Source organism: Mycobacterium shunyiense, assembly GCF_058270035.1.
Genome location: NZ_JBZDPT010000031.1, coordinates 358,800 through 379,762 on the forward strand (window position 1 = coordinate 358,800; position 20,963 = coordinate 379,762).

At 66.0% G+C, this 20,963-nt stretch carries 23 protein-coding genes; 13 read left to right on the top strand and 10 right to left on the bottom strand.

The window, feature by feature from the left end:
* Positions 1 to 12: 12 nt before the first annotated feature.
* Positions 13 to 1,104 (top strand): alcohol dehydrogenase catalytic domain-containing protein, encoded by a 1,092-nt coding sequence (locus tag AC4ELS_RS18865; protein WP_064878524.1) that lies wholly within the window; start codon positions 13 to 15, stop codon positions 1,102 to 1,104.
* Here AC4ELS_RS18865 and AC4ELS_RS18870 read toward each other — a convergent pair.
* Complete coding sequence (locus AC4ELS_RS18870; protein WP_064878526.1) at positions 1,101 to 2,819, bottom strand: acyl-CoA dehydrogenase; 1,719 nt, start codon at positions 2,817 to 2,819, stop codon at positions 1,101 to 1,103. The two genes, AC4ELS_RS18865 and AC4ELS_RS18870, sit on opposite strands and share 4 nt — an antisense overlap.
* Before the next feature lie 9 nt (positions 2,820 to 2,828).
* Positions 2,829 to 3,725, bottom strand: coding sequence for a sigma-70 family RNA polymerase sigma factor (locus AC4ELS_RS18875; RefSeq protein ID WP_064878528.1), 897 nt, complete (start codon positions 3,723 to 3,725; stop codon positions 2,829 to 2,831).
* Between the two features lie 99 nt (positions 3,726 to 3,824).
* Between AC4ELS_RS18875 and AC4ELS_RS18880 the strand changes: the two genes are divergently transcribed.
* The gene (locus AC4ELS_RS18880) at positions 3,825 to 4,205 is read left to right on the top strand and encodes a DoxX family protein (protein ID WP_448444270.1); all 381 of its coding nucleotides are present in this window, start codon (positions 3,825 to 3,827) and stop codon (positions 4,203 to 4,205) included.
* On the opposite strand, the gene AC4ELS_RS18885 is transcribed toward AC4ELS_RS18880, so the two are convergent.
* The gene (locus AC4ELS_RS18885; RefSeq protein WP_064878532.1) at positions 4,198 to 4,971 is read right to left on the bottom strand and encodes an SDR family oxidoreductase; all 774 of its coding nucleotides are present in this window, start codon (positions 4,969 to 4,971) and stop codon (positions 4,198 to 4,200) included. The genes AC4ELS_RS18880 and AC4ELS_RS18885 overlap by 8 nt on opposite strands.
* Before the next feature lie 3 nt (positions 4,972 to 4,974).
* Positions 4,975 to 5,652 carry a TetR/AcrR family transcriptional regulator gene (locus AC4ELS_RS18890; RefSeq protein ID WP_064878534.1) on the bottom strand — a complete coding sequence of 226 codons (678 nt, stop codon included), beginning with the start codon at positions 5,650 to 5,652 and terminating at the stop codon, positions 4,975 to 4,977.
* Between the two features lie 127 nt (positions 5,653 to 5,779).
* On the opposite strand from AC4ELS_RS18890, the gene AC4ELS_RS18895 reads away from it, so the two are divergent.
* Complete coding sequence (locus AC4ELS_RS18895) at positions 5,780 to 5,890, top strand: hypothetical protein (RefSeq protein WP_088305440.1); 111 nt, start codon at positions 5,780 to 5,782, stop codon at positions 5,888 to 5,890.
* Here the strand turns inward: AC4ELS_RS18895 and AC4ELS_RS18900 are convergent, their stop codons facing one another.
* On the bottom strand, positions 5,891 to 6,418 hold the full coding sequence (locus AC4ELS_RS18900) for a CGNR zinc finger domain-containing protein (protein WP_463806981.1): 528 nt from the start codon (positions 6,416 to 6,418) through the stop codon (positions 5,891 to 5,893).
* Between the two features lie 85 nt (positions 6,419 to 6,503).
* Between AC4ELS_RS18900 and AC4ELS_RS18905 the strand changes: the two genes are divergently transcribed.
* The 3 genes from AC4ELS_RS18905 to AC4ELS_RS18915 are packed head-to-tail and all read left to right on the top strand — an operon-like array spanning position 6,504 to position 9,021.
* Positions 6,504 to 7,367: an alpha/beta fold hydrolase gene (locus AC4ELS_RS18905; protein WP_448444275.1), complete on the top strand. Its 864-nt coding sequence runs from the start codon at positions 6,504 to 6,506 to the stop codon at positions 7,365 to 7,367.
* Complete coding sequence (locus AC4ELS_RS18910; protein WP_498884594.1) at positions 7,367 to 8,044, top strand: haloacid dehalogenase type II; 678 nt, start codon at positions 7,367 to 7,369, stop codon at positions 8,042 to 8,044. Before AC4ELS_RS18905 ends, AC4ELS_RS18910 begins: the two co-directional genes overlap by 1 nt.
* Entirely contained in the window at positions 8,041 to 9,021 is a 981-nt protein-coding gene (locus AC4ELS_RS18915) for a zinc-binding alcohol dehydrogenase family protein (protein ID WP_463791596.1), read from the top strand. The genes AC4ELS_RS18910 and AC4ELS_RS18915 overlap by 4 nt, the downstream gene beginning before the upstream one ends.
* Before the next feature lie 95 nt (positions 9,022 to 9,116).
* Here the strand turns inward: AC4ELS_RS18915 and AC4ELS_RS18920 are convergent, their stop codons facing one another.
* The 3 genes from AC4ELS_RS18920 to AC4ELS_RS18930 are packed head-to-tail and all read right to left on the bottom strand — an operon-like array spanning position 9,117 to position 11,774.
* Positions 9,117 to 9,902 carry an ABC transporter ATP-binding protein gene (locus AC4ELS_RS18920; protein ID WP_498884596.1) on the bottom strand — a complete coding sequence of 262 codons (786 nt, stop codon included), beginning with the start codon at positions 9,900 to 9,902 and terminating at the stop codon, positions 9,117 to 9,119.
* Positions 9,886 to 10,914, bottom strand: a complete 1,029-nt coding sequence (locus AC4ELS_RS18925) for a taurine ABC transporter substrate-binding protein (protein WP_499048596.1) — start codon at positions 10,912 to 10,914, stop codon at positions 9,886 to 9,888. Before AC4ELS_RS18925 ends, AC4ELS_RS18920 begins: the two co-directional genes overlap by 17 nt.
* A complete protein-coding gene (locus AC4ELS_RS18930) occupies positions 10,911 to 11,774 on the bottom strand; it encodes an ABC transporter permease (RefSeq protein ID WP_448444285.1) in 864 nt (287 codons plus the stop codon). Before AC4ELS_RS18930 ends, AC4ELS_RS18925 begins: the two co-directional genes overlap by 4 nt.
* 186 nt (positions 11,775 to 11,960) lie before the next feature.
* Here AC4ELS_RS18930 and AC4ELS_RS18935 point away from each other — a divergent pair, with 186 nt between their 5' ends.
* Together AC4ELS_RS18935 and AC4ELS_RS18940 are read left to right on the top strand one after the other, a co-directional pair.
* The gene (locus AC4ELS_RS18935; protein ID WP_498884599.1) at positions 11,961 to 12,632 is read left to right on the top strand and encodes a TetR/AcrR family transcriptional regulator; all 672 of its coding nucleotides are present in this window, start codon (positions 11,961 to 11,963) and stop codon (positions 12,630 to 12,632) included.
* Positions 12,629 to 13,486 (top strand): 3-hydroxyacyl-CoA dehydrogenase, encoded by an 858-nt coding sequence (locus AC4ELS_RS18940; protein WP_499048599.1) that lies wholly within the window; start codon positions 12,629 to 12,631, stop codon positions 13,484 to 13,486. Before AC4ELS_RS18935 ends, AC4ELS_RS18940 begins: the two co-directional genes overlap by 4 nt.
* A 13-nt stretch (positions 13,487 to 13,499) precedes the next feature.
* On the opposite strand, the gene AC4ELS_RS18945 is transcribed toward AC4ELS_RS18940, so the two are convergent.
* Both AC4ELS_RS18945 and AC4ELS_RS18950 read right to left on the bottom strand, forming a co-directional pair.
* Positions 13,500 to 14,114, bottom strand: a complete 615-nt coding sequence (locus tag AC4ELS_RS18945) for a DUF3159 domain-containing protein (RefSeq protein ID WP_064878552.1) — start codon at positions 14,112 to 14,114, stop codon at positions 13,500 to 13,502.
* 55 nt (positions 14,115 to 14,169) lie between these two features.
* A complete protein-coding gene (locus tag AC4ELS_RS18950; protein ID WP_448444293.1) occupies positions 14,170 to 15,483 on the bottom strand; it encodes a cytochrome P450 in 1,314 nt (437 codons plus the stop codon).
* A 123-nt stretch (positions 15,484 to 15,606) separates the two neighbouring features.
* Between AC4ELS_RS18950 and AC4ELS_RS18955 the strand changes: the two genes are divergently transcribed.
* The 5 genes from AC4ELS_RS18955 (at position 15,607) to AC4ELS_RS18975 (ending at position 20,930) form a co-directional block, all read left to right on the top strand.
* On the top strand, positions 15,607 to 16,275 hold the full coding sequence (locus AC4ELS_RS18955) for a TetR/AcrR family transcriptional regulator (RefSeq protein ID WP_064878556.1): 669 nt from the start codon (positions 15,607 to 15,609) through the stop codon (positions 16,273 to 16,275).
* A gap of 62 nt (positions 16,276 to 16,337) precedes the next feature.
* A complete protein-coding gene (locus AC4ELS_RS18960) occupies positions 16,338 to 17,351 on the top strand; it encodes a magnesium transporter CorA family protein (RefSeq protein WP_064878658.1) in 1,014 nt (337 codons plus the stop codon).
* A 118-nt stretch (positions 17,352 to 17,469) separates the two neighbouring features.
* Positions 17,470 to 18,996 (top strand): Re/Si-specific NAD(P)(+) transhydrogenase subunit alpha, encoded by a 1,527-nt coding sequence (locus AC4ELS_RS18965; RefSeq protein ID WP_064878558.1) that lies wholly within the window; start codon positions 17,470 to 17,472, stop codon positions 18,994 to 18,996.
* 34 nt (positions 18,997 to 19,030) lie between these two features.
* Positions 19,031 to 20,470 carry a Re/Si-specific NAD(P)(+) transhydrogenase subunit beta gene (gene pntB, locus AC4ELS_RS18970; RefSeq protein ID WP_463791602.1) on the top strand — a complete coding sequence of 480 codons (1,440 nt, stop codon included), beginning with the start codon at positions 19,031 to 19,033 and terminating at the stop codon, positions 20,468 to 20,470.
* Positions 20,471 to 20,546: 76 nt separating this feature from the next.
* Entirely contained in the window at positions 20,547 to 20,930 is a 384-nt protein-coding gene (locus AC4ELS_RS18975; RefSeq protein WP_064878563.1) for a RidA family protein, read from the top strand.
* Positions 20,931 to 20,963: the final 33 nt, after the last annotated feature.

A 20,963-nucleotide genomic window follows, 5' to 3' on the forward strand; every position in this document is an offset into this window, starting at 1 on the left:
AGGCTGGAGGTCATGAAGATCCGCGGCGCCGTCCTCGAGCACATCGGCCTCAACCGCCCGTACGCCGAGTCCCGACCGATCCGGGTGAGCGACCTCGAACTCGCCGAGCCCGGCCCAGGTGAACTTCTGGTCCGTATCGAGGCCGCGGGTCTGTGTCACTCCGATCTGTCGGTCGTGGACGGCAACCGGGTACGACCGGTCCCGATGCTGCTGGGCCACGAAGCAGCCGGGATAGTCGAGGCCGGTGACACCGATCTGCCGGTGGGCCAGCGGGTGGTGATGACCTTTCTGCCGCGCTGCGGAGATTGCCCCGCGTGCGCCACCGACGGCCTGACCCCCTGCGGACCGGGATCGGCCGCCAACGGTGCCGGCACGTTGATGAACGGCGACATCCGGCTGACCCGCGACGGCCGACCGGTGTTCCATCACCTCGGGGTGTCCGGCTTCGCCACCTACGCCGTCGTGGACCGTCGCTCGGTGGTGCCGGTGCCCTCGGATGTCCCGGCTGTGGTCGCGTCGTTGTTGGGCTGCGCGGTCCTGACCGGGGGTGGCGCGGTACTCAACGTGGGCACGCCGCGGCCGGGCCAGACCGTGGCGGTCGTCGGACTGGGCGGTGTCGGCATGGCTGCGGCCCTGACCGCGCTGGCCCACGACGACGTCCGCGTCATCGGTGTGGATCAGCTGCCCGACAAACTGGCCCGGGCCCGTGAACTCGGCGTGCACGAGACCTATACCCCCGAGCAGGCCGCCGACCTCAAGGCCGACATCGTGATCGAAGCTGCCGGTCATCCCGCGGCGTTGGAAACCTCGATCGCGCTGACCGGCCCGGGCGGGCGCACGATCACCGTCGGCCTACCCCGCCCGGACGCCCGGATCTCGGTGTCGCCGTTGGGTTTCGTCGCCGAAGGCCGGTCGCTGATCGGCAGCTACCTGGGCTCGGCGGTGCCGGCACGCGACATCCCGCGCTTCGTCGAACTCTGGCGGGCCGGTCGGCTACCGGTCGAATCCCTGGTGTCCGACACCATCACCCTCGATGAGATCAACACCGGGATGGACGCCCTCGCCGACGGGCGAGCTGTGCGGCAGATCATCGAGTTCGACTAGAACCAGTTGTCACGCATCTCGAGCGTGGTGCGGTCCAGGCTCTCCAGCAGATCCAATTGCGGTGCGGTCCTGGGCAGTTCGTAACGGAAGAAGTACCGGGCGGCCTGACGCTTACCGTCATAGAAATCCCCGGTCCGGCCTTCGGCGGCCAGGAACTGCTCCAGCCAGATCCAGGCGACGACGATGTGCCCGAAGGCTTCCAGGTATACCGCGCTGTTGCCCATCGCGGCTTCGATATCACCCGAGGCGAACATGGCAGCGGTGACGGCGACCAACCGCTGCCAGGCCGCGTCGAGCTGTGCGGCCAGTTCGGGCGCCGCATCCGAAGCGGCCGCGACCGTCGCTGCGATCCGCTCTCCTAATGCCGCGAGGCCCGTCCCGCCGTTCTGGGTCACCTTGCGCCCCAAAAGATCCAGGCTCTGGATGCCGTGGGTGCCCTCGTGGATCGGGTTCAGCCGATTGTCGCGGTAGTGCTGCTCGACGTCGTATTCGCGGGTGTAGCCGTAGCCGCCGTGCACCTGGATCGCCAGATTGTTGGCCTCCACGCACCACTGCGACGGCCAACTCTTGGCGATCGGGGTGAGGATGTCGAGGACAGAACTGTCCCCGGCAGCATCCCTGTCTACGAGTTTGGCGCAATAGAGCGCCAGAGCCAGGCCACCCTCGACATAAGCCTTCTGCGCCAACAGCATTCGCTTGACGTCAGCATGCTCGATGATGGGCACCTGCGGGGTCGACGGATCCTTGATCCCCAGGGGCCTGCCCTGGGGACGCTCGCGCGCGTACTCCAGCGACTTCAGGTAGCCGGTGTACCCGAGTGCGACGGCGCCCATCCCGACGCCGAGGCGGGCCTCGTTCATCATGTGGAACATGTAGACGATCCCGCGGTGCGGTTCGCCGACGAGATAGCCGACCGCACCGTCGAAGTTGAGCACCGTGTTGGTGATACCGCGCTGCCCCATCTTGTGGTTCAGCCCGGAGATGGCGACCCCGTTGCGGCTTCCGTCGTCCAGGTACTTGGGCACGATGAGCAGTGAGATGCCCTTGGTTCCGGCCGGCCCGCCGGGAATCTTGGCCAGCACCAGGTTGACGATGTTCTCGGTCATCTCATGCTCGGCGCCCGAGATCCACATCTTCGACCCGAACACCCGATAGCTGCCGTCGGGCTGAGGTTCGGCGCGCGTGGTGATGTCGGCCAGCGACGATCCGGCCTGGGTCTCCGACAGCGCCATCGTGCCCGAGAACCGGCCGGCCAGCATGGGTTTGACGAACCGCTCGATCTGCTCGGCCGAGCCGAAACGGGCCAGCAGGTTCGCGTTGGCGATGGTGAGCATCAGATAGCCCGATGTCGACACGTTGGCCGCGGCGATCCAGGCGAATGCGGCCTGCGCGACGGTGACCGGCAGTTGCGCACCGCCGAGCTCATCGTCGAAACCCATGGCGATCAGGTCGGCCGCCGCGAACGCGTCCCAGGCCTCTTTCACCTCGGGGATCAGCGTGACCGTCTGCCCGTCGAACGTCGGCTCGTTCGCATCGCTGAGCTTGTTGTGCGGCGCGAAGTAGCGGGTCGCGAGTTGCTCGCACAGATCCAATACGCCGTCGAACGTTTCGCGTGAGTGCTCGGAGAACCGGTCCAACTTGGTGAGCTTTTCGACGTCCAACCACTCGTAGAGCAGGAAGTCCAGGTCGCGCCGCGAGAGGATGGTCGACTTCATGCGGCCAGGTTAATCGCCGGACGGCGGCTCGGGCAGTGACATCCGAGCCAGCCGTCCCGGGTCGATGATCGACACGATCCCCACCAGTCGACCCCCGTCGACGACGCAGGCCATCACGCTGAGCGGACGACCGGTCGGCCCCCACGCCAGGATCCCCGGCTCGCCGTTGACCGATACGCGCCGGGCCAGGACGCGGGTGCCCTGGCCGCGCCGCACCGCGGCGACGATCGCGTCCGATCCGGTCCCGACGGTCACGCCGGTGGCCGTGTACCGCTGCCAACTGACGTCGGGATCCAGCACGCGAAGCAGGGCATCGAAGTCTCCGTCACGCGCGGCGGCCAGGAAGGCGTCGACGACCGCGCGCTGCTCCTGCTTCCGTCGGCGGCCGCCGGTGGGCGCCGGCACGTCCTGCACCTTCCGGCGCGCACGGCTGGCCAGCATCTTGACGGCGTCGCTCGACTTCTCCAGGATCTGCGCGATCTCCGCGAAGGGCACGGCGAACATGTCATGCAGGACGAACGCGAGGCGCTCGTCCGGACGCAGCGACCCCAGCACGACGAGCATCGCCAGCCCCACCGAGTCGGCGAGCACCGCGGCGTCCTCCGGGGAGTCCTCCCGGGTGTCCAAGTCCTCGGTGACGGCGAATTCGGGAATGTCGGCGGTGGGCGTCACCTCGCCGCGGCTGGTGCGCGACCGCAACATGTCGATGCAGATGCGGCCCACCACCGTTGTCAGCCAACCCGCGACGTTCTCGATCGAGGCCGCGTCCTGACGAGACAGCCGCAGCCATGCTTCCTGCACGGCGTCCTCGGCGTCTGCCCGGGAGCCCAGGACGCGCTGGGCCACCGCGAGCAGTCGGGGCCGCTGCCCTTCGAATGCCTCCGCCAAAGATGCCTCAGGCGTCATCAGTTACCTCTCCTCGCGCCGACCCGTCATAAGAGTGACGAGTCAGCAGTGCCCGACGTAACTACGAAGCCCAGACGTAACCACGAAACGGAGCGAGGAATGCACACCACCCTTTGGATCATCACCATCATCGCCGCGGCGGCCTACGCCGCAGGCGGGACCACGATGCTGCTGATGTCGCGGGAGAGGTACCGGTCGATGGGCAGCACCCAGCACTGGGTCGACGAGTTCGGTGACGGTCACCTGAAGGTGATCGGGACCATCAAGCTGGTCGGCGCGATCGGCCTGGTGCTGCCCGCGGCGTTGAACATCGCACCGGTGCTGACCCCGGTGGCCGCTTGCGGCCTGGCGCTGTTCATGGCCGGGGCAGCCACGACCAGGTTCCGTCGTAGCGAGTGGCTGTACATGGCCGGCGACATCGTCTATCTCGGCGTGTTCGCCTTCTTGGCCTGGGGCTGGTTCACCCTGCCCATCACCTGATGGTGCTCACGCCGCCGTCGACCGGGATGACCGCGCCGGTGATGTAGGCGCTGGCCCGGCTGGCCAAGAACACCGAGATGCCGGCGATGTCGTCGGGCTGTCCGATCCGGCCCAAGGGAAGGACGGCGCCTACCTCTTCCGAGCCGGCCCGCAGCATCTCCTTGGTCATCCGGGATTCGAACAGACCCGGGGCGATCGCGTTGACAAGGATCTTCGGGGCCAGTTCACCGGCGAGGTGCCGGGTCAGCATGTGCACGGCGGCCTTGCTGGCGCTGTAGGAGAAGTTGTCGCGGCCCTTGCCCGGGGCGACGATGCCGTCGATGCTGCCGGTGTTGATCACGCGGGCCGGATCATCTTCGGTGGCAGCGGCATTCAGCAACGGGGTGAGCGCGCGGGTCAGCAGGAAGACGCCTTTGACGTTGACGTCGTAGACCTTGTCGAATCCCGACTCCGGGAACTCCTCGTAGGGTGCACCCCAGGCCGCGCCCGCGTTGTTGAACAGTGCGTGGATGGCGTCCTCGCGTCCGGTGACGGCCGCGGTGAGTGCGGCGACCCCTTCGGCGGTGCCGAGATCAGCGGGCACCGCCGAGATCCGGCCGAGCGGGGACAGCGCGTCTACGGCCGCGTTGAGCTCGGCTTCCTTGCGACTTGAGATGTACACCGAAGCGCCTGCCTGCAGCAGGCCACGGGCCATCATCAGGCCGATGCCCCGGCCGCCTCCGGTGACGACGGCGACCTTGCCGTCCAGTCGGAACAGATCGGTCATGTTCTAGGCCTTTTCCTCGATCTCGACGCCCAATGGCGATTCGTTGCGGATTCCCTCGTCGCGGATCAGCCCGCGCAGCAGCGCCGTGCTGAACTCGACGGCGATCTCCTGGGCACTCCGTCGGCCGTGGGGTCGCAGCCATCGGTAGGAACCGAGCGTCATGCCGATGTAGCCCAGTGCCAACACGTGCGAGTCACAGTCGTAGAACTCGCCGCTGGCGATACCGCGGTCGATCACGTCGCGGACATGCTCGTAGACCTGGGTCTCGGCGCGCCGGATGTAGGCCACCTGCTCCTCGGTGAACCACTCCGCGATATACGGGCCCTCCTGGAAGTACACCGCTGCGCGCTCCAGGTCGTTGGCGATGCCGACCATCAGCCGCCGGGTGAAGTTGTAGATGGTCTCCCGCGCCGAGGCGGTCGGGTCATCGTGGAGCGCCTCGACGGTGAAGTCCGCAGTGCCCTTGTAGATGTCGTAGAGGATGAGGGACTTACTCGAGTAGTAGTGATAGACCGTGGCCTTGTTCAGCCCGACGGCCTCGGCGACATCGTCCATCCGGGTGCCGTGATACCCGCGAGCGGCGAACAGTTTCGCCGCAACGGTCAGCAGTTCATCGCGGCGGGATGTCCCGTTGGCAGTCGCGCCCCCGCGGCCCCGGCCGCCCTCTGCGTCGGATGACATAGCACACTCACTATCAGCATCGCCGGGACCTTGCCCGGGAAATCAATCAACTAGATGGTTGAAGAGTGTAGGCAATTTCCGTTCCCGGCCCTGTTCCGACCTCGCGTACTGCGTCTAGACTGCGGGAATGGATCCGAATCCTGACTACGACGTCAGCGACGAGAGCGACTTCTTCTTCCCGTGGCTGGCCTGGGGCTTGCGTGGCGTTTACCCGCCGCCGGCCTATCCCCCGGTGTAATCAGGGCTGTTCGTCAGTCTTCGCAATCCTTGCGCGCCGGTGGTATCGGCGCGCCTTCATGCGGTTTCCGCAGGTAGTCATCGAGCACCAGCGTTTTGCGTTGGGCTTGCTCCGATCCATCAGGAAGAGCCGACAGTCCGGGTTCGCGCACGCGCGCAGCCGCCCCGGACGCGCGGTCCGCAGCGCATCCCAGGCCAGGACCGCCCGCACGGCGCCCCGCATTTCCTCGTCGACATCCAGTTCCCAGGTCACGCCGTTCTCCGTCGCGTGCGCTCGTAGAACCGCGGCATTCAGGTACGGCGTCAGCGCATCCGGCGACTCGGTTCCGCGCACCACGTCCTGAAGCAGATTCCGCGCTACGGCCAGTTCTGCCAGTTCGGCTTCGGCCGCCTGATGCTCACGCAGCCAGACCCTCACGGCGGCATTTCTCTTCAGCACGTCGTATTGCATTCCCTCCACCACCGGCGTGGTGTTGAGGAGATCGAGCAGCAGCGACTCGTCCGTCAGGCCTACCTCCATGAGCTTCATATCTAACCCCCAAATAGCTATTGACAGGTTATGCCGTCGGGCGTTAGATGTCACTAACCACTAAAACTAGTTAAAGGAGTTAGACATGACCGTTCACCATCGCTACGCCACCGTCGACGGGCAGCGGCTGTTCTACCGCGAGGCCGGAGCACCCGACGCACCGACGATCGTGCTGCTGCACGGTTTCCCGACGAGTTCGTACATGTTCCGTGACCTGATCCCACGGTTGGCCGAGCGTTACCACGTCATCGCCCCCGACCACCTGGGCTACGGCCACTCCGATGCGCCCGCGGTCACCGACTTCGACTACACCTTCGACGCCCTGGCCGACCTCACCGACGGCCTGCTCAACCAACTCGGGGTGTCCCGCTACGCGATCTACGTCCAGGACTACGGCGCACCGATCGGCTGGCGACTGGCCCTGCGGCACCCGGAAGCCATCACCGCGATCGTCAGCCAGAACGGCAACGGCTACGACGAAGGTTTCGTCGAGAGCTTCTGGTCCGGGGTGTGGGCCTACCAGCGCGAGCAGACCCCCGAAACCGAGGCCGGGGTGCGGACCGCGTTGAGCATCGACGGCATCAAATGGCAGTACCTGACCGGGGTTTCGGACGAAAGCCTGGTCAACCCCGACACCTGGGTGCACGACGCCGCGATGGTGTCGCGGCCCGACAACGATCTGGTGCAGCTCAAGCTGTTCCGGGACTACGCCACCAACGCCCCGTTGTATCCCGCGCTGCACGAGTACCTACGCAGCAGTGAGGTTCCCGTGCTTGCCGTGTGGGGCGAGGGCGACCCGATCTTCGGGCCCGACGGGGCGCGCGCCTTCGCCAAGGACGCGGTCGACGCCGAGATCCATCTGCTCGCCGGCGGGCACTTCCTGCTGGAAACCCATGTCGACGAAGTCGCGGGCCTGATCGACGGATTCCTGCAACGCCGGGTCGCCTGATGCGGCCCGGGGTGCTGGTGTTCGACGTCAACGAGACGCTCATCGACATCGATTCCCTGCAACCGTATTTCGAGCGAATGTTCGGCGACCCTCAGGTCCTTCGCGAATGGTTCAACCAGCTGGTGATGTACTCCATGGCCATCACACTGTCCGGGCGGTACACCGATTTCTTCACGCTCGGTCAGGCTGCGCTGCGGATGACCGCCGATGTCCGCCACGTGGATCTCACCGCGGACGATCTGACCGCCCTCGCCGACGGCATGCGCGCCATGCCGGCACACACCGACGTCGCAACAGGCTTGCAGCGGCTTCTGGCAAACGGTTTTCGCCTTGTCACACTTACCAACTCACCACATCGAGACGGGCCGACGCCGCTGGAACGGGCGGGCTTGGGCAGTTACTTCGAGCACCAGTTCAGCGTCGACGAGCATCGCGCTTTCAAGCCGTCGCCGGTGCTGTACACCGGCGTCGCCGAACGTCTGGGGGTGGCGCCCTCGGACTGCATGATGGTGGCCGCCCACATGTGGGACACCCTGGGCGCCCAGGCCGCCGGATTCAGCGGAGCACTCATCACCCGTCCCGGTAACGGTGTGCTGCGAGCACCGAACGTGCCCCAACCCACCGTCGTCGCAACAGACCTCGTACAACTCAGCCACATTCTGGAGGAACAATCATGAGCACCATGCGCGCCATCGTTCTCGACGGCTTCGGCGGGCTCGACCACCTCGTCTACACCGACATCCCCAAACCCGAGCCCAAAGCCGGCGAGGTGGTCATCCAGATCAAGGCCTTCGGCATCAATCACGCCGAGATGCACATGCGCCGAGGTGAATGGGCCGAGGCCGCGGAGGTCAGCGGCATCGAATGCGTCGGCATCGTCGACTCGTGTCCCGGCGGCGAATTCCCTGTGGGCGCCAAAATTGCTGCACTCATGGGTGGACTGGGCCGCACCATCAACGGCAGCTACGCCGAGTACACCCGCGTCCGGGCCGATAACGTCGCACTGATCGACGCCGACTTGCCGTGGGACCAACTGGCAGCCCTGCCTGAGACCTATGCGACGGCGTGGACCTGCCTGTTCCGCAACATCGACCTGCAGCCCGGCCAGACCGTGGTGATCCGCGGCGCCACCTCGTCGTTCGGCCAAGCCGCGGTCAAGCTCGCGGTCAACGCGGGGGCGCGCGTCATCGCGACCACCCGCAGTCCCCAACGATTCGCACTGCTGGAAAGTCTCGGTGTTACTCGCGCCGAACAGGAGGTGCCCGATCTGAGCGCGCACATCGCCGAATCCGGCACCGTGGACGCAGTACTGGACCTGGTCGGCAACAGCACCATCCTCGACTCCCTGGACATGTTGCGCCGGGGCGGGACCGCATGCCTGGCGGGGTGGCTGGGCGGGCTCGACCCGATCCCCGATTTCAACCCGCTGTTGCAGATGGCCAGTGGCGTCAATCTGACGTTCTTCGGCAGCTTCGTGTTCGGTTCACCTGGGTTCCCGCTGTCCGACGTGCCGTTGAGCGACATCGCCCGCCAGGTCGCCGACGGCGTGCTGGACGCCGCGCCGTCGCGGGTGTTCACGTTCGATCAGATCCGCGAAGCACACGAAGTGATGGAGTCAGGTGCCGCCGGCGGGAAGATGGTGGTGGTCGTCTGACCGCGGCGTGTTGGTAGCGGCTCCGCCGAAAGTGACGCCAGGGTCGTTGACCGCGAAAGTTTACGACCATCGCGTCATTTTCGAGATGAAACGACCTATGCGGCAGCGAGTTTGACTGCCTCGCTCACGTCGGTACGCAACTTGAGGTATTCGGGTGAGCGTCGCAGTTCGTGCGCATCAACGCCGGTGCGCGGCAAGTCCACCGGCAGATCCAACGCGATCTTGCCCGGTCGACGCGTCAGCACCACGATCCGCGAACCCAGGAACGCCGCCTCATCGGCACTGTGCGTCACGAACACCGTGGTGCGGCCGGACTCGGCACTGACCTGACGGACATCCTCCTGCAAGCGCTCACGGGTCAGCGCGTCCAGGGCCGCGAACGGCTCGTCCAACAGGAACAGCGGGGTCTCGGCGGCCAGCGCTCGCGCGATCGCGACACGCTGCTGCTGACCGCCGCTGATCTCCCAGATCTTGCGCTTGGCAGTGCCTTCCAGACCTACCCGCTCCAGCAGTTCCTCGCGCCGTTCGGTCCGTCGCTCACGCGGCACGCCGGCGTACTTGAGCGCCAGATCCACGTTGCCGCCCACCGTGCGCCACGGAAACAGCCGCGGCTGCTGGAACACCACACCCGAGGTGACACCGGGCGTGGGGCGGGAGCCGGAGACCTCGACCTCCCCTTCGGAGGGGGTCTCGAAACCGGCGATCAGCCGCAGCAACGTGCTCTTGCCGCACCCAGACGCCCCGACCAGCACCAGGAACGAACCGGGATCGACATCGAGATCCACCGGTCCGAGCGCGGTCACCTCGTCCGAGCCGCGCCTGTACCGATGGGCGACGTTCTTGATCTTCAGGCCGCCCGATGCGTCACTGCTTGAGGACATCCGGCAAGTCTTTCGTGTAGATGGCGTCCTTGAAGACCTGCAGCGAAGCGGCCTCGGGGATCTGCTTCTGATCGGCCAGGAACTGCGATGCGCTCTGCAGGTTGGCGGCGATGTTGCCCGGTGCGCCATCGGTACCCAGCCACTCGGGAGATGCCACCTCGGCCGGCGTCAGGTAGACGCCCTGCTTGAGCTGTCCGGCAACATCTTCGGGGCTCAGACCGACCTCGGCGGCGATCGCCTTGGCCGCAGCCTGCGGATCGTCCTTGATGACGTTCAGCGCGCGGGCCTGCTGCCGACGCCAGATGTCGACCACCTCAGGGTGGGCGGTGGAGAACTCGTCGGACACGGCGGCAAGGTCCAGCGTCGGCTTGCCGTCCTTGGCCAGCTGCCGGCTGGTGATCAGATCCTTGCCGGTCTTGCGCAGCTGGTCCAGTGTGGGCAGCCAGCTGTACGCCGCGGCGATGTCGCCCCGGTCCCAGGCCGCCAGGATGGCCTGCGGCTGCAGGTCGATCAGCTGGACATCGTTGGGCGACAAGCCGTTCTGCGCCAGCGCTGCCAGCAGGCTGTAGTGCGCGGTGGACGCGAACGGCGTGGCGACACGCTTGCCCCGCAGGTCGGCGATCGAGTTGACGCCGGCGCCGTCACGAGCCACCAGCGCCTCGTTGTCGCCGGCGACGTCGAGCACGAACGCCACCTTGTACGGAATGTTCAGCGGCGCCGACAAACCGCGGGCGACCGGGCTCGAGCCCAGGGCACCGAAGTCCAGTTCCTTGGCGATGAATGCGGTGTTCACGTCGGCCCCGGAGTCGAACTTCGTCCACTTGATGTTGTAGTCGGGCAGGGCCTCTTCGAGCCACTTGTTGTTCTTGACGATCAGATCGCCGCTCGGAAAGGACTGGTATCCAACACGAATGGTGGGTTTGTCGGACTTCTCCCCGGAGTGGTCCACCGCGCAACCGGCCAGGGCCACCGTCGCGGCAGCCAGCACTGTGAGCAGCTTCGTCAATCTCATATCTTCCCTCTCCATGGAACGGCCCGTCGTTCGACAGCCCGCAGACCTCCGTCGATCACCAAGCCCGAGATCCCGATGGCGAAGATCCCGACCAGTACGACCGGTGTGTTGTTGTAATTGCTTGCGTCCTTGACCAATCCACCGATGCCGGGGATGCCGTTGAACAGTTCGGCGGCCACCACCGACGAGTACGCCATCCCCACGGCCAACCGGATCCCGGTGAAGGTCTCCGGCAGCGCCGAGGGCACCACGACGTCGCGGATGACCTGTGCCCGGGTGGCGCCCAACGCCCGCGCAGCTTCCTGCAGACCGACGGGGGCAGCGACCACGGCGGCCGTGGTGGCCACGGCGGCCGGCGGTAGTGCGGCCAGAGCGAGAAGCGTGATCTTGGGCGCCTCGTCGATCCCGAGCCAGATCACCAGCAGGAAGAAGTACGCCAACGGCGGCAGCGCCCGCAGGAAGGTCAGCCACGGTTCGAGCACGCTGCGCAGCCATCCGACCGAACCCATCAGCAGGCCCAGGAGAACGCCGGCCACCACGCCGATCACCACGCCGGCCAGTACCCGGCGCAGCGTCATGTACAGGTGCTCGTAGAGCAGGTACCCCGCATAGCCGCGTGCGCCGTCATGAGTGGTCGAGACGTCGACGAAGGCCCGCCAGACCGCCGACGGGTAAGGCACGAACGTCTGGTTCCAGATGCCTGCCCAGGCCACCACCTGCCACACCACGAAGAACAGGACCACCGACAGCAGTGGCAGCGCGGACGTGGTCAGCAGGGTGCGCCATCGGTTTGACGGCCTGACCGCGCGCGGTGGACCGGCTTCGGCCTCGGGGGGAACGATGTCGACGAACACAGACACTGTGGACAGCTTTCTGTTGCTGAAGGTAGTGGGGTGGCGATGGGCTTCAGCGACGACAGCAACCGGGCAGTGATCCGTTCACCTGGGTATTGGTACCGGCGAGCACCGGTGCGGTGAAGGTCTGAAATCGGGCTGAGTTTATTCACGCCGGTTGACATCACCCACGATTAGTGAGTACGTTCATTAATGAGCGCACTCATTAGCGAGGTGATGATGACCGGCCGACGGACGCGCAACATGCAGGACAAGCAGCAGCGGATCTTCGCTGCCGCACGTTCACTGTTCGAGGCGCACGGATTCGAGCCCGTCACGGTGGCCCAGATCGCCGAGGGCGCCGACGTCGCGGCAGGCACCCTGTTCCGCTACGCGTCGTCGAAAGCCGAGCTGCTGCTGATGGTCTACAACGACCAGTTCCGGCAGGCCATCGAGACCGGCATGCGCAACGCGGCCGACATCGACGATCCGAGCGCTGCCGTGTTCGCGATGGTGGCACCCGTGATCACCGAGGCCGCACGGCAACCCGGAAATGCAACGGCCTACCAGCGCGAACTGCTGTTCGGCTCCCCCACCGAGCGTTTCCGTGCCGAGGGCCTCGACCACGTCATGCGGCTCGAGGATGCGATCGCCGCGCGCCTGATGCGCTGTCACCCGGCCGATCCGGCCACCGACAACGAGTTGCGGGCCGACGCCGACCGCGCCGCCAGAAGCGTCTTCGCTGCACTGCATCTCCTGGTGGTCCAACCGTCGACCGGCGTGAAGTGGGGTGCTGACGGCGCCCACGAACTGCTCCAGCAGATCAACCAGATCGTGTTGGGGTTCCTGACAACCAAAACACCACGAGAAGGAGAGGCTTCATGACGAACTCCATCAAGAAGGTGACCGTGCTCGGGACCGGAGTGCTCGGTTCCCAGATCGCGTTCCAATCCGCGTTCAAAGGCTTCACCGTCACGGCCTACGACATCGACGACAAGGTCCTCGAAGCGGCCAAGGACCGGTTCGCGAAGCTGGCCGAAACCTACGCCAACGAGGTACCCGACGCGCGTGACGGCAAGGCCCAGGAAGCGTTGGGCCGGCTCACGCTGACCTCCGATCTGAAGGACGCGGTGGCCGACGCCGATCTGGTCATCGAGGCGATCCCGGAGATCCTCGATCTGAAGCGGGACACCTACCAGAAGCTCGGGGAACTCGCCCCGGCCAAGACCATTTTCGCCACCAACTCCTCCACGCTGCTGCCCAGCGATCTCAAGGACTCCACCGGCCGCCCCGACAAGTTTCTGGCCCTGCACTTCGCAAATCGCGTGTGGCAGTTCAACACCGCCGAGATCATGGGGACCACCGACACCGACCCGGCGGTATTCGCCGCAGTGGTCGACTTCGCCAAGGCCATCGGGATGGTGCCCATCGAACTGCACAAGGAGAAGGCCGGCTACGTCCTCAACTCACTTCTGGTGCCGTTCCTCAATGCGGCTGCCGAGCTCGCGGCCGGCGGCTACGCCGACCCCAGCGCCGTGGACGACACCTGGCGGATCGCCACCGGCGCACCCGTCGGACCGTTCCAGATCTACGACATCATCGGCCTCACAACGCCGTACAACATCATGGCCAACGGAGACGCCGAAGCTCAGAAGCTCGCCGCGTGGCTCAAAGAGAACTACATCGACAAAGGCAAGTTGGGCCTGGCCACCGGCGAGGGCTTCTACAAGTACAGCTGAGGAGCGGCTCCGGTCAGGATGCCGAACGCGGCAGCGCCCGGATGGCGTACCGGGCGCTGAGCAGGACCAGCGTCGTGGTGACCACGAACAACGGCCAGCCCATTGCCAGCCGCGCCACTGCCAGCAGTCCGTCCTGCCCCGTGTCGTAGAGGTAGTTCTGCACCAGGAATCGCGACCAGGACACTGTCGCCAGGATTGCGGTGACGATGTTGAAGACCAGCCGCACCCCGGGGACCCTGCGCCAGCTGCTGTCGCGACCGGTGGCCCAGGCCCAGATCACCCCGACGAGGGGACGCCTGACCAGGATCGAGCCGGTCATCACGATGGCCGATGCCAACGACATCCAGATACCCGGGAGGTAGAAGTCCTTGGCCTGGCCGGTTACCAGGGCCAGCAGCCCGCAGGCCGCCACCCCGACGAATCCCCACAGTGCGGGCCTGATCGATTCGCGCCGCATCAACTGCCAACCGAATACGAGGGCCGCCGTCACCAGCGCGGAGATGATCGCAGGCACCCGTCCCGACAGCGCCGAGACCGTCGCGTACACGGTCACCGGGAGCGCCGAGTAGACCATGCCGCTGACACCGCCGACGCGCGCCATCAGTCCGTCGAGTGGGGAATCCGTCATGGGGGTGTGGGCCTCGCGTTCAAGATCGGGCAGGTCCACATCGAGAGTACCGAGCTCAGCAGACCAGACTGGCCGGCTCGGTGCGCCTGGACCCCAGCAGGGCGGGCAGCTTCACATATCCGTGCAGATTGACCAGACCCCGCGGGCGCGGGGCCTCGGTCAGGCGCAGGTCCGGATAGGCCTCGAACAGTGCGCGCAGCGCGGTCGACCCCTCGATGCGGGCCAGGGCCGCCCCAAGGCAGGCGTGGATACCCGAAGCGAATGCCAGATGCTCGCGGGCGTTGGAGCGGGTCACGTCAAAACGCTCCGGTTCGGCGAACACCCGCGGATCGCGATTGGCGCCGCCGAGCAGCACCGCGACCATGTCCCCGGCACGAACGCGTCGACCCTCGATCTCCACGTCGCACTGTGCGGTGCGCGCGGTCATCTGCACCGGGCTCTCGATACGCAGGATCTCTTCCACCGCAGCCGGCCACAGGTCCGGATTGTCGAGCAGCAGGGCGAGCTGATCGGGGTGCTGCTGCAACAGCACGATCCCGTTGCCGATGAGGTTGACCGTGGTTTCGAAGCCCGCGCCGATGAGAAGTGCTGCGTTGGCCGCGAGTTCGTGGTCTGTCAGCGTGTGGTCGGCGGCCATCTTGGTGAACGGGTTGTCCTCGGCGGCGCCGGCACGGACCTTGTCGAAGTGCTCGGCGAGGAATGCGCCGAGACCGCGCATGCCGTCGATACCCCTACGGTAGGTCCGCCACGGGATCCCGACGTCGAGCAGCGGCGCCCCATCGTGACCCCACTCGAGCAGTTGCGCGCGGGATTCGCCGGACAGCCCGAGGATCTCGGCGATCATGGCAACCGGGAGGACGGCGGCGAAGTCCGCGATCAGATCGAGACGGGGCGTACCCGCCAGCCGGTCGATGAGTTCGGCAGTCACGTGCGCCACCCTGGCGTCGAGCTTGTCGATCGCGCGCGGAGTGAAACTCTGCGCGACCAGCTGCCGGTACTGCGTGTGCGCGGGCGGGTCGACGATGACCATCGCGGGCGGCTCGACCGGATTCGCCACCTTGGGATCGGTCCGGTCCAGCAGCTGCTGAACCGGTTTCGGCATCCCCATCCCGGTGGGTGCGGTAACGCCGAACCTCTTGTCCCGCAGCACCTCCCGGGAGACCCCGTGGTCGGCGGTGACCCAGACGAACGGGGTCTTCACCAACGGACCACGTCGGCGGATCTGTTCCATCAACGGATAGGGGTCGATGCCCTTGCCGTGGCTGGAGATCAGCGCGCCCATCGGATTGCCCGCCCGCCCTTGCACCGACATGAACGCCTTCGGCACTGCGTGCAGTGCGAACCATCTCGTCCACAGCTTGATGTCCATAACGCGCCCCTCGCTCGGCCGGAACCCTAGAATGAGACTTGCGAGACATTTAGACGCTCATCGTCTCACCCGTCTCGATGGCTAGGCTACGACGATCGATCGACGCGGGCAAGGAGTAGTTCGGTGACATCAACTCGAACAGCGGACTTCGTGCGGCGACTCGCCGAACCGGATCCCGCGGTCCTGGCCCGCGTACGAGACCCCGACGAAATCACCGGGCGCATCTTGAGCGCGACACTGGAACAGGCCGAGTTGGTCGGCATTCGGCGCACCACCATGGAAGATGTCGCGCGTCGCAGCGGGGTCGGGCGGGCGACGCTCTACCGCCGCTTCCCCACCAAGGACGTGCTGATCGACGCGGTGGTGCTGTCCGAGGCACGGCGCTACCTCGACGGCAGTGCACAGGCTCGTGCCCACGCGGACACTCTCGAAGACCGCATGGTCTACGAAACCGTCTTCACGGTGACCTTCCTACGGGACCACGCCCTGCTCAAAAAGCTGCTCCGGACCGAACCCGAGACGATCCTGCCCAGTCTCACCATCGACGCCGGAGCCATCATCGATTTCGCGACGGATTACTCGGCTGCGCAGCTACGCACCGATGTGTACGGGACCAGCGAAACCACCCCGGAGCAGGAACGTCACATCCGCACCGTGGCCGAGCTGCACACCCGACTCACGTTGTCGTTCATCGTCACCCCGCACACCAGCATCAAACTGACCAGCCTGGACGACACCCGCGAGTACGTGCGCAGGTACCTACTTCCGATGGTGGCCATCGGAACCGACTGACCGACCAACCGACTGGGGCGAATGACCGCTACAACGATCCCGCGGTGCTTGACTGGTTCATCGTGAGACAGGTGCAGGGACGGGTGTGGCGGTCCGGACAGTCGGTGGACGCCTTCAAGTTCACGGATATCTCGGACTGTCTGGCCGACGAGGACACGCTCGTCTGGGCTGACATCTACGACCCCGATCACGAGGCACTCCGTGAACTGGCCACCGAGCTCGGGCTCAACATGTGGGCGGTCGAGGATGCCGTCGCGCCCAAGGAACGCACGAAAACCTCTGTGTACCAAACACATACGTTCTTCACGGTGTACGCCGTCGACACCCGGGAGCCGGAGCCGGACACGACACCCGACACATCGCTGTTGATCAAACATCGCATCTCGGCATTCGTCCTGCCCCGAGGTCTGATCACCGTGCGTCTGCCCAGCTTCAACGGTGAGTCCACCGAGTTCGACATCAGCGAGGTGTCGCGGCGCTTCGACGACCTCGGTGGACAGCGGTACGGCGTCGGGTCACTGGTCCATGCGCTGCTCGACGTCGTCGTCGACGGACACTTCGAGGCCGTCGAAGCGCTCGACGATGCCATCGAAGGGCTCGAGGACGAGTTGTTCGCCGACGGCGGTCCACGACGCGGCCTCCAGCGACGCACGTTCCAGCTGCGCAAGGACCTGGTCGACCTGCGCCGGGTGGTGCTGCCCATGCGTGAGGTGGTCAGCACCATCCAGCACCGGCGGTTGGACTCGTCAACAGAACCCGCGCTCGATCCGCTTTATGCCGACCTCTACGACCACGTGCTGCGGGCCTCGGAATGGACCGAATCGCTACGCGACATGGTCACCACGGTGTTCGAGACCAACCTGTCGTTGCAGGACGCGCGGCTCAACACCGTGATGAAGAAACTCAGCGGCTGGGCTGCCATCATCGCGGTGCCGACGGCCATCACGGGCTTCTACGGCCAGAACGTCCTGTATCCCGGGATCAACACCGCCGTGGGGTTCGTCGCCAGCTCCATTTTGATTGTTGTGCTGGTCATCCTGTTGTATGTGATGTTCAAACGTCGTGACTGGCTGTAGCCGCACCAGGGCCAGCAGTCACATCCCCCAAAAGGGGCATGCGCGTTATCTGAACACAAGTGCGACACTCTTCCAGGCTGAACGAAGAGGCCTGGACACATAGAACGGAGCGGATTCGATGCTCATCGGGATCCCGCGCGAGTCCCTACCTGGGGAAACGCGCGTCGCCGCCACCCCGCAGACAGTCGGGCAGATCATCAAGCTCGGCTATGCCGTAGTCGTAGAAACCGGCGCCGGTGCTGCATCGAGCTTCTCCGACGCCGCCTATGTAGACGCCGGTGCCGAGATCGGTGACGCGTGGGACGCCGACGTCGTGCTGAAGGTCAACGCACCTGATGATGCCGAGATCGGCAAGCTGCGCGACGGAGCGACTCTGGTGAGCTTGATCTCACCCGGGCTCAAGCCCGAGCTGGTCGAGAAGCTGTCCACCCGACCGATCACCGTGCTGGCCATGGACGCGGTGCCGCGCATCTCGCGCGCCCAGTCGCTGGACGTGCTGTCCTCGATGGCCAACATCGCCGGTTACCGCGCCGTCGTCGAGGCCGCCCACGCATTCGGCCGATTCTTCACCGGTCAGGTCACCGCCGCGGGCAAGGTCCCGCCGGCCAAGGTCCTCGTGGTGGGTGCCGGCGTGGCCGGCCTCGCTGCCATCGGCGCTGCCGGCAGCCTCGGCGCGATCGTGCGAGCCACCGACCCGCGTCCCGAGGTCGCCGATCAGGTCGCCTCCCTCGGTGGTGAGTACCTCTCTGTGGCCAACGAGGCCGCCGAGGTCTCGGCCACCGGTTACGCCAAGGAGATGGACGACGACTACAAGGCCCGCGAAGCGGCCCTGTACGCCGAGCAGTGCAAGGACGTCGACATCATCGTCACGACCGCACTGATCCCCGGTAAGCCCGCGCCGCGCATCATCACCGCCGAGATGGTGGCCTCGATGAAGGCCGGCAGCGTGATCGTCGACATGGCCGCGGCCAACGGCGGCAACGTCGAGGGCACGGTCAAGGACCAGGCGATCGTCACCGACAACGGCGTGACCATCATCGGCTACACCGACCTGGCCGGCCGCCTGCCCGCCCAGGCCTCCCAGCTGTACGGCACCAACCTGGTGAACCTGCTCAAGCTGCTGACCCCGGAGAAGGACGGCAAGGTCGTCCTCGACTGGGACGACGTGGTGCAGCGCTCGATGACCGTGGTGCGCGACGGCGAGACCACCTGGCCCCCGCCACCGGTGCAGGTCTCCGCCGCTCCGGCCGCCCAGCAGGCTGCAGCGGCCCCGGTGGTCAAGGAAGAGAAGCAGCCGATGTCGACCGGGCGCCGGCTGGGCGTCACGTTCGGCGCCGCGGCCGCGATCTTCGCCCTGATCGCGATGTCCCCGGCCGCGCTGCAGGTCCACCTGACGGTGTTCGCGCTGGCGATCGTGATCGGCTACTACGTGATCGGCAATGTGCACCACGCGCTGCACACCCCGCTGATGTCGGTGACCAACGCGATCTCGGGAATCATCGTGGTGGGTGCCCTGCTGCAGATCGGCCACGGCGATATCGCCATCACCGCCCTTGCCTTCGTGGCCATCCTGCTGGCCAGTATCAACGTCTTCGGCGGCTTCGCGGTGACGCGTCGCATGCTCGCGATGTTCTCCCGCAGCTGACGGTCCTACCCACAGAAACTTTGGAACGGATTCCATGTTCACCCTAGAAAACGTTGCCTCGGCCGCCTACGTCGTCGCGGCCCTGCTGTTCATCCTTGCGCTGGCCGGCCTCTCCAAGCACGAGACGTCAAGGGCCGGAAACACCTTCGGAATGACCGGCATGGCCATCGCCCTGATCGCGACCATCGCGCTGGCCTTCGACCGCAAGATCGAGCCGCTGGGCCTGGCCCTGCTGGTCGTCGCCATGATCGTCGGCGCCGCGATCGGCCTGTGGCGCGCCAAGGTCGTCGAGATGACGGGCATGCCCGAGCTGATCGCGCTGCTGCACAGCTTCGTCGGTCTGGCCGCCGTGCTGGTCGGCTGGAACGGCTACCTGCACGTCGAGAACAGCCTCGGCGGCGACGAAGCGGTGAAGCTCGTCGGCGAGAAGATGCTCGGCATCCACTCGGCCGAGGTGTTCATCGGCGTCTTCATCGGTGCGGTCACCTTCACCGGTTCGATCGTGGCCAACCTCAAGCTGTCGGCCCGGATGAAGTCCGCGCCGCTGATGCTGCCCGGCAAGAACTTCCTCAATGTCGGTGCGCTGGTGGTTTTCGCTGCGCTGACCGTCTGGTTCGTGATCGAGCCGCACCTGTGGCTGCTCATCGTCGTCACCGTGCTCGCGCTGCTGCTCGGTTGGCACCTGGTCGCCTCGATCGGTGGCGGCGACATGCCCGTCGTGGTGTCGATGCTCAACAGCTATTCGGGCTGGGCCGCAGCGGCATCCGGCTTCCTGCTGGGCAACGACCTGCTGATCATCACCGGCGCCCTCGTCGGCTCCTCCGGTGCCTACCTGTCCTACATCATGTGCAAGGCCATGAACCGGTCGTTCATCTCGGTGATCGCCGGCGGGTTCGGCATCGAAGCCGGGCCGGCCGAGGACAAGGACTATGGCGAGCACCGCGAGATCAACGCCGAGGGCGCGGCCGAACTTCTCGCTCACGCCGACTCGGTGATCATCACCCCCGGTTACGGCATGGCCGTGGCACAGGCCCAGTACGGCGTGGCCGACCTGACGCGCAAGCTGCGTGAGCGCGGCGTCAATGTCCGCTTCGGAATCCACCCCGTCGCGGGCCGTCTGCCCGGCCACATGAACGTGCTGCTGGCCGAGGCCAAGGTGCCCTACGACATCGTGCTCGAGATGGACGAGATCAACGACGATTTCGACGGCACCTCCGTCGTGCTCGTGATCGGTGCCAACGACACCGTCAACCCGGCCGCGTCCGAGGACCCGGGCAGTCCGATCGCCGGCATGCCGGTGCTCACGGTGTGGAATGCCGACAACGTCATCGTGTTCAAGCGCTCCATGGCCTCGGGCTACGCCGGCGTGCAGAACCCGCTGTTCTTCCGCGAGAACACCCAGATGCTGTTCGGCGACGCCCGCGACCGCGTCAACGACATCCTGGCGGCGCTGCCGGCCGAGGCGCGGGTGTAATTCCCTCAGCTAGTGCGAAAGCCCCTTATTTCCCCGGAAATAAGGGGCTTTCGCGTTTCTTCACTGGAAGGTGCCCATGAAAATCGTTGTACCGGAATGGATGCGGCCGATGTACGACGCGCACCACTTTTCGCCGGCGGTGATCGACGGCGATCACCTGCGCTGCTCGGGGATGATCGGGATGCGCCCCGACATGTCCGTTCCGGAGGATCCACGGGCCCAGTTCATCCAGGCCTTCTCGAACCTGCAGGGACTGTTGGCGGAGGCCGGACTGACCTTCGCCGATGTCGTCGACATCACCAGCTACCACGTCGGCCTGCAGCAACACGTGCAGACTTTCGGTGAGGTGAAGGACGAGTTCGTGGCCGCACCGTACCCGGCCTGGACGGCTGTGGGCGTCACCGAGTTGGCGATCCCAGGTGCGCTGGTCGAGGTCCAGATCGTCGCGCGGATGCGCTGACCCGGCCGCGCCCGGGGACCCCGACATATGTCC